We start from the raw sequence: 8632 nt of genomic DNA, 5'->3' as shown, positions 1-8632 counted from the left end.
CGGCCATCCGTGGCGACCTCGAATTGGCCACCTGCGGGGACTTTTACATGGCCACGGACAGGCCCGTACCACCTCTGTGACGCGCCCGTCGTCCTTATGACTCGTCACAAGTTGATGGTTCCAAGCGGCCAGCACATCCCGCCCGCTTGATCCAACGACCCCATCGATCGCTACGAGAAAACTGCGCCGCTATGGCCTTACCAGACGGCAGGCGGCCATCCGGCCGGCAGTTGTCCTGAGCCCACCGCCACGCCAACCGATGCAGTTCCTGAACATGCTCACGCGCCCTGTCTCCCGGGCCCTCCTCACGAACAAGCGATGCCTTCGATGACCCGTCCGGCTCCGCATCATCCATCGTCTGCGGAGCCCGGCTCTGCCGGATCTGACCCATGAGCATCTCGTAGGCACCGATCAGCGCGAACGATGGCCAAGCAGCGATCACCCGGGCGATCACGGTCGGGTCGGCGACCGCCACATTCGCGGCCAGGCTGGCCAAGCTCCCTACAACCAGCAGGATCCACGGCAGCGCTCCCCCGCGGCGCCCGCACCGGCTCGCATGCAGGACCGACATGGACGAGGCCACGATCATGCCGTCCACCGCCAGCGGGATCAACGTCGCCCCCAGCCAGCTCTCCCCGTTCTGCACCGCCAGCTCATGCATGTGCTGATACGAGACCACCGCAGCGATCCCCGCCACCAACACCACCGACGTCGTAGTAGTCCGCCGAATCCAAACATCGGCACACGCGACACGCACCCTCATCGCCCCGCACCACCCTTGACCACCGCGACGCGCGCCTCAACGACGAGACGACCAGACGAAACCGCAGGTGGAACCGGCGAAGATTTGGTGCGTGCCCCGCCGGGGGCACTCACCTAGATAGGCATTTCTAGCCCCTGACCTGCGGTTTCTCAGCCGCAGGTCTTTTGCTTTGTGAACCTTGGCAGGCAACCAACAGTGTCCGCATGCAGCCATAAGACCATGATCAGGGGACATATGTGGGATGATCTTGGCCGCGTTTCCCCAGGTCACACCATAATTCTGGACCATTCACGGGTCCGGTAGCCCGCGAGGACCGCCCCCGGCACCGGACCAATTCAGCCGCTGGTCGTGCCAAATACGTGCGTGGCTCCCGCTTGCGGTGCGAGGTCTACCTGCACCGCAAGGGGCGGTCCGGCTGACGACAGGACGTGTTCGTCGCTGGGTACGCGAGCCACCCCGTCCTACATCGTGGCCGATCATGCCGGGCCGGACGCCGGCCAGCGATCGATCACTCAGCAGGCAGCCTCTATGGGGCACTGGAGTGATCACCGGCGCGCACGGGACAACCGCTCACATCGGTTTCTTACGTTCGTCGCGGGCGGGTCTGGCGCTGAAGAACGACTCAAGCTGGTCGTATCGGCTGTCAGCGACAGTCAGGAACGCCTCCACCATCTCAGGATCGAAGGACGCCCCCGATTCCTGGCTCATGATTTCGAGAGCCGCTTCGATGCTCCTCGCCGGTCGGTAAGCACGTCCAGTGACGACGGCGTCGAACACATCGGCCACGGAGACGACCCGGGCGCTCTCCGGAATCTCCCTGCCCGCCAAGCCCCTGGGATAGCCGCGGCCGTCGAACCGCTCGTGGTGGTGAAGAATGCCCTCCAGGGCAGCCTCGGTGAGGAGGATTCGAGCGGCTGGTTCCAGGAGGTCGTTGAAGAGTTCCGCCAGTCCTGCAACGATGCTCACGCCGCAGCTTGTGTGCGATTGGATCAGCGCGTATTCCTCCTGGGTAAGAGCCTCGTCTTTGTGGAGGACAGTGCCGGGGACAGCGAGCTTGCCGATGTCGTGAAACAGCCCAGCCAGGCGTACGGCCTCCAATGCGTCAGGGCGCATTCCCATTCCTTCGCCGATCATGACGGCCAGTCGGGAGATGCGTTCGCTGTGCCGGCGCGTGTAGGGACTCTTGATCTCCAGTGCCGTCATCAACATTTCGCCCAGATCATCGGCGGTCACTTCGCCGCCGAGCCGCTCAGGTGACCGGGCGGTGGCGAAGCGGCCGACATCGACCTGGGTCCGCCACAGTGCGGGCACGTCCTGCGGGCGCCCTTGTGCGACCAGGAGACCGGCCATCCGTACGGCGGCCGCTCTGTCGCCGGTGTCAGCATCGGCCTGCCTGCGTGCGAGCTCCCGTTCTGCTCGGTTCTGTTCGTCGAGAAGGCTGGTCAGCGTCGTTCTCGCGGCGCCCTCACCGGCATCGGCCCGGGCCCGCCACAGCGCCACCGCGTCAGCTGTTCGGCCCTGTCCGACCAGGAGCATGGCCAAGAGCCCAGTCGCCTGCCCGCTACCAGAGCGGATGGCGTGACGGTACAGATCTCGAGCATGCTGGTACAAGAGGCGATGTTGTGCGGCATGGCCGACACGAGTCTGGTCACCAGGGTCGGTGAGATGGTCGACCAGTGCCTGCCAGCAGGTACACGGCACCTCGACCAGATGGCGGTGCTGCCCGGCGTGCTGCTGGAGGTAATCGGCGACTTGGTAACCGTTGATCTGCCCCATGGTGGTGGAGCCGGCGACCGGGGCGAGGGCGGCCGCGGCGCCGTTCAACGTGCCGGTGGCATACGCGAGGGCGGTCTCGAACCAATCAGGTGGGGCGGCGGCGCGCTGACGGACGTCGCAATACCCGGGTGCTGCAGCACGCAGCAGGTCCGGGCTGAGCGGGGACACGACGCCGAGGCGAGTGGCGTCGATGGCGGCGTTCAGCACCGCGGCGGCGTAGGGATTCGCACCGCGCCACCGACCCACCAGTTGTGGAGCCGCGGCGATGATCTGGGTGAGTCCGTAGTCTCCGGATCGCAGGGCCAAGGCGATCCGCTGGTCCCCAGAGGTCGCCACAGCTTCGGCGCGCTCGCGCTCCGCGGCGCTGAAGGAGCCCTGCAGGTGAACCACGTCAGCCAGATCGAGCAGTTGCCTTTCAGCGGCGTACAGATCCGGCTGCCCTGGGCCCGGCATCGCTGTGTAGGCGGTATAACGCTCTGGCCAGATGGTCGCGACTAGTACTACGCCTGACTGCAGCAGGATGCGGACGGTGGCGGCGCTCAAGCCAGCCGAGCCGCCCAAGTATCGTTGTAGCTCGTCCAGCCATACGACCAAGCGTCTGGTCGTCTGCTCGGCGGCCTGACGGACCTGCCCGGCATCTGCGGGATGGAGCAGCCACCAGTGCGGTAACGCCGCCCGGATCGCCTCGTACGCGCATCGGGACTTACCCACCGATGACTCACCGACCAGCAGCACCATGCCGCCTTGGTCCGCGGCCTTCGCCAGCAGATCCCGAACTCCACGCGGGGTGGTATCGGTGTCGCGAAGGATGTAGGCGGGAAGGTCGCCGGTCGCGCCTGGAGCGTCGATCGCAGCATGCACACCCAGCAGCCGTGGGTCGGCCTGTGTCACCCGGATCAGGCCGGCAGCGCCAGGGGCATCGGCGGTGAGCGCGCGTTCCCGGGCTCCTTGCCACGCCCTCCACTGCTCGCGGGGAACCGCGCAGGCACGCAGGAACACCTCCAGCGTCTCCCGGCTGGCCCTGCCCTTGTTGAGCAGATCCGACAGCGTCGAACTCGGTAACCCTTCCTTCGGCCGGTTGCCGGGGTTGGCTGCCTTGTCGAGGTCGGCGTACGAGCGATCCGCCCGTAAGGCACGTAGCGCGGAGATCAGCTCGGGGATGGTGTGTACCTGACTGGGGTCGGGCATCTCAACGTGCACCAGTGACGCTCCTCCCCATCCTGAAATCCCACCCAGCCGCAGAGTCCTTCAGCCACTGACTCGGACGGCACCGGACCGGTTCTACCCCCATCGTCGGTGCAGCCCCAGTGGCCGTCCAGCCTGCACGCCCGGTTCGCCCTGCGCTGTCGCGCCTCCGGCATGTTCCGTATCCGATGCCGGACCCCCGTCCTGCGCTGACCATGAGAGCAACCACGCATATCTCGGAGGACCCGATGGAGCTTCTGGTTGACCTCATCCCACTGGCTGTCGCCGCCCTCGATCTGGCCATTACCCTTATCAACCGCAAAAGCGCACGCCGACACGCGGCTCACGGGGAGGACGAAGGCGGCACCTATTGCGGCCCGTGTAACAACTGCTCCCGTAGGTCCGACGCCAGACAGAGCGCGAGTCCGTCCCCTATCAGCACCACCGCGCCCATGAGCACGAACGTCGGCCAGCATTCCGCCCGCAGGAGTCCCCGTGCAATGGTCCGGTTGTGGACTGTTTTTGAGAAGAAATGTCCCTACGAGGATCAACCATCAACTCTCTGGTAAGAGTAATCAAAAACGTGCACAATTGCATCCGTGAAAGCGTACGTCGGGGTCACTGACGGAAGTTGGTACCGGTTCCTCTCTGCACGTCCAACGCTCACCGAGGTCAACTTCTGGCGACCCTCCAGCAGCCGCGAATTCCGAGCGCTCGACCACGGCGAACCGTTCTTCTTCAAAACCCACCACCCACACAACCGCGTAGTCGGCGGTGGCTTCTTCAGCGGCTTCGCACCCCTTCGTGTCTCGGAAGCCTGGGAGTTCTTCGGACAGGGCAACGGCTCATCAAGCCTCGGCGAGTTGCGCCACCAGGTCGGGCAATACCGCAGCCAATCGATGAACCCTGGAGAGGACCCGGTCATCGGCTGCGTCATCATCCGCGACGTCTTCTTCTTCCCCGGTGATCGAATCGCCGGACCGCCCCCGGACTTCGCGTCCAACATCGTGCAAGGCAAAAGCTACGACCTCGCAAGCCACCCAGCCGCCGACTACTTCCATGACCTGCTGCACAGAATCGGCATCGGCGTCAACATCGACCTGTCCGAGCCGTGGCACCGTGACGGGCCGGTCTACGGCGATCCCCGACTGGCCCCCCGGCGGCTCGGCCAGCAGGCCTTCCAGGCCGTGGTCCTGCACGCATACGAGCGCCGGTGCGCGATCAGCGGTGACAGAATCCGACCGGTCCTGCAGGCGGCCCACATCCGCCCAGTCGCAGCCGGCGGCGAACATCGCCTGGACAACGGACTACTTCTCCGCTCGGACGTCCACACACTGCTCGACCGGGGCTACCTGGCGATCGACCCCAAGCATCGACTGGTGGTCAGCCCCAGACTGCGCGAGGAGTTCGGCAACGGCGAGGAGTTCTACCGCCGGGCCGGGCAGGAAATCAACGTTCCGGACCGGCCTCGAGACCGACCCCATCCCGAGACCCTCGAGTGGCATCTCGACGAGGTGTTCTTACGCACATAGGCCGCACGGAACACTTGAGAACAGATCCACTAGAAGGTGGGGGGCTGGCGGGGTTGTAGGTGCACTCTGTCGCCAACACGATCGACAGCAACAGATCCGCCACCATAATGCAGGCGGCGGATCAATGACCCGACGACGTCGCGCAGATCGGCCACTCGGCCACAGTCCGCCGAGCCCCCAGCTCGCGCCCGGAGAATGAGCGAGCATCGGAAGTCACCGATCCGGCTTGGTTCATCTGGTGAAAATGGCGTTCACGGCCTTGCTCACCTCCGCGCGGGGAAGCTTCTCACGTTGGCGTTCGAAGGCGATCCATTCCTTGCCCTCCGCGGCTATCCCCTCCAGGACATGCAGAGCGTTGCCGAGCCCGGCCGTATTGAGAGTCCGCTGGGACGCGCCTTGCGGGTCCTTGTCCTCGGTCTCGGTGACGTCTGTGGGTGGATCGGTCACCTTGACCTTGATCGGATCGCCGTTGGTCAGCGTCAGCTCGAAGACGTTCTCTCCGCTGTCGGTCTCGGCGACCTGGACGGAGGTGAACGCGTCGTAGCGGTAGTTGGTGCGTGCCCGGCTGCGGGTGGTGGCCTTCTGGAAGTCGAGGTGCTGGGTCAACTGGCGCACGCCGTCCTTGGTGAGCAGGAAAAGCAGGATCTTGTATTTCGAATACCGCCATGGCCCGTTCTCGATGCGCGCCCTGGCGTAGGAGGGCGTGGCGGGTGCCTCGATGAAGGCATGGGCGAGGACGTCCTGCCTTTTCAGCCGGTAGAGGGTCATCGCCTGCTCCATCAGTGCCTTGCGGTCGCACTCCAGCCAGCGGGCCATTTCGAGATCGTCCGGCCTGTCTGCGAGCTTGTTCTTCCATCGGTCGAAAGCCGCCTGGCGGCCGGCCAGCAGGCTCTTCTTTTCCGCCTTGTCTGCGGAGTGCCGCCTGTACTCCACGGCGATGCGCAACCAGAGGCGAGCCGCGGACCAGACCGAGGCCAAGGTTGCGACCGCGGCCAGCGACACGAGCAACAGCCTGACGTGCGCGCCGCTCCAGATCAGGAAGGCGCCTGCCGCGATCGCCGTGATCGAGGTGAGCACGCATATCGCTTTGAGGACGAAGGGGACGCGCAACTCCTTGCGGTAGTCCCACAGCGTGCCCGCCTGCCAGCGCCGCACGACGTCGGCGACCAAATATCTGGTGAGCCAGGCAACTCGCTTGGCGTTGACCGTGCTCTCCCGGTAGATGGTGGCCACCTCGTCGCGCAGGGCACGACGGACACCTGCCGTCTCCGAAAGCCAGTCGTCCTTGTCCGCGCCGCGTGGAGTGTACAGCGCGAAATAGTGGTTGAACTGCCGGTCGATCTTGCTCGCGAAACCATCGCCGCGCGTGGTGGTAGCCGGCCTGCGCAGATACTCGCGGTCTCTCGCCTGGCGTCGCTGCTTCTTGTAGCGCCACTCCACGCCGCTGCGCACGCTCGCGTAGCAGGCGGCCGCGAGTACCAGCAGGGCGGACAGCGCCGCCGTCCCGTTGTACTGCCATGCCGTGGCGCCGATGAAGCCGACGCTCGCCAGGGCCAGCGCGGTAGTCGCCGTGGCGGCGGTCCGGGTGCCGAATCCGATGCGGAGAGGATCCGCCGGTCGTACCCGTGCGCCGATGGGATCAGGCTGGAAGAACTTCCATGCCCGGCCCAGCCGGTCCTTCGCGCAGCGGTCGCTCCTGGCCGCGTCGAAGGCGCGTGCCCAGAGGGCGTCCTCGGCGGAGCTGTCCAGGAACATCTCCATGTGCTGGAGGACGTCGTTGCGCTGCTCGTCGGTCAGTTTCTGGAACTCCTGCTCCAGGCCGACAACCCCGCTCTCCTGAGGACGGGACGTCAGGAGGTGGTCGACCAGCTTGATCGCGTCGGCCCATTCGTCGTCGTCCTTGACGGCACCGCGCACACAGCGCAACATGTCGATCTCGTTCGGCGGCACCTGTTGCAGGGTGCGTCCGCTGAGCAGGGCCAGCAGCAGGTAGAAGCACGAGTGGCCGTTGACGTAGTTGCGCAGGACCACGGCGTCACGAATGTGCTTGCGCGCCTCCGGAGCCATTCCCGCGCGCAAGGAATTGAGCCCCGCCTCGAAGGTCTTCTCGGGCGAAGGGGCGGCTGCGACCTGGTAGACGTTGACAGGTCCGTGGATGGCCTCCGCCTGGACGGCAACGTTCGCCGAATCCGTGGCGAGGTTGGTCGGACCGGAGGGGGAATCGTTCACAGAACGCTCCGTATGGCCGCGATGACGGCCGACACGTGCGCCGCCAGCTCCGCCACGTCCGCCAGGAGCCCGCGGAGCTTCTTGAGCGCGATCACCGCCTTGCTCCTGCCCGCCTCGGTGCTCTCGGACAACGACTCGGCGGCGACGGCGATCTCACCCTCCGCCGCAGTGAACGTGTCCTCGTCCACCTCCTGAGCCTTGCGCGCCCTGGCAAGCCGGTCGCGCAGCTCGGCAAGCTGGGCGACCGGGTCCGCTACCTGGTTCTGAGAAGAATGGCCGATGGTGACGTCGCCGTAGATGTGCCCCGCCTGCACGCCCACCCGAGCGTTGTCGCGGGCGACGTTCTTCACGCTGTCGGACATGCTGTTCGCCTCTTTCGCCTTGCTCGCCGGACGGTTCTCGTGCTCCACGGTCAGTTCATGGGCGAGGGCCATGGCGAAGGCGGCGGCGTTGGCCGCCGCCTTCGGCTGCCAGTTCAGGCCATCGGTCGCGGTCTTGTTGCCGTCGGCGTGGTCGCTGATGCCTCGCACCACGGCCATGGGCAGCGACCGGTTGTGATGGGCTGCCTGTGCCACGCCGGCCGACTCCATCTCGATCGCGAGCGCGTCGTTGTAGGTCTGGCGCACCCACTGGGCGTGCGCGGAGATCGCGGAGTCCTGGACGACCTCACCGGCCGCGATCGGGCCGAAGCGCAGCGCGGGCACGGCCGCGCCAGCAGGCAGGCGTCGGGTCCAGGTTTCAGTGCGGTAGAGGTGGCGGGCGATCTGGTCGGACTCGTGGTCGATCTCCCAGACGCGCGGGCGGGCTTTGAGGCCGTCATCCTCGCTCGTGCCGCCGTGGTAGGCGTACACGTGCGTGGCCACCACCACGTCGCCCAGGCCGATGCCGGACCACAGGGCCCCGGCCACTCCCACGAACAGCAGCGCCGACGGCGAGAACTCGGCGATCGCCCGCTCGGCGATCACCGCCGAAGGATGGTTGCCCTTGCCGACCAGCCCCAGGGCCACCCGGTGCCCGTCGCCGGCGATGCAACCCAGCTCGAAGCGGGTGCCGGCAGTGTGGCGGTGCACGCGCAGGTCGGTCAGATGCCTGCGTACGGCCTGATACTCCAGATCCAGCGCGGTAAGAATCACGATCACGACCATCG

5 protein-coding genes are annotated in these 8632 nt (G+C 66.1%); 1 reads left to right on the top strand and 4 read right to left on the bottom strand.

Annotation, left to right across the window (positions count from 1 at the left end):
- Positions 1-94: 94 nt before the first annotated feature.
- Positions 95-706, bottom strand: a complete 612-nt coding sequence (locus tag ACFPZ3_RS58190; protein ID WP_379523061.1) for a DUF2637 domain-containing protein — start codon at positions 704-706, stop codon at positions 95-97.
- Positions 707-1333: 627 nt separating this feature from the next.
- Positions 1334-3739: an HD-GYP domain-containing protein gene (locus ACFPZ3_RS58185; RefSeq protein WP_379523060.1), complete on the bottom strand. Its 2406-nt coding sequence runs from the start codon at positions 3737-3739 to the stop codon at positions 1334-1336.
- Positions 3740-4323: 584 nt separating this feature from the next.
- Here ACFPZ3_RS58185 and ACFPZ3_RS58180 point away from each other — a divergent pair.
- The gene (locus tag ACFPZ3_RS58180; RefSeq protein ID WP_379523059.1) at positions 4324-5256 is read left to right on the top strand and encodes an HNH endonuclease; all 933 of its coding nucleotides are present in this window, start codon (positions 4324-4326) and stop codon (positions 5254-5256) included.
- Between the two features lie 231 nt (positions 5257-5487).
- Here ACFPZ3_RS58180 and ACFPZ3_RS58175 read toward each other — a convergent pair whose 3' ends face one another.
- Both ACFPZ3_RS58175 and ACFPZ3_RS58170 read right to left on the bottom strand, forming a co-directional pair.
- A complete protein-coding gene (locus tag ACFPZ3_RS58175; protein WP_379523058.1) occupies positions 5488-7485 on the bottom strand; it encodes a hypothetical protein in 1998 nt (665 codons plus the stop codon).
- Positions 7482-8624 (bottom strand): 5'-methylthioadenosine/S-adenosylhomocysteine nucleosidase family protein, encoded by a 1143-nt coding sequence (locus ACFPZ3_RS58170; RefSeq protein WP_379523057.1) that lies wholly within the window; start codon positions 8622-8624, stop codon positions 7482-7484. Before ACFPZ3_RS58170 ends, ACFPZ3_RS58175 begins: the two co-directional genes overlap by 4 nt.
- Positions 8625-8632 lie beyond the last annotated feature (8 nt).

It is taken from the genome of Nonomuraea insulae (assembly GCF_042656245.1).
This window is presented reverse-complemented; position numbering and strand designations above follow the sequence as displayed.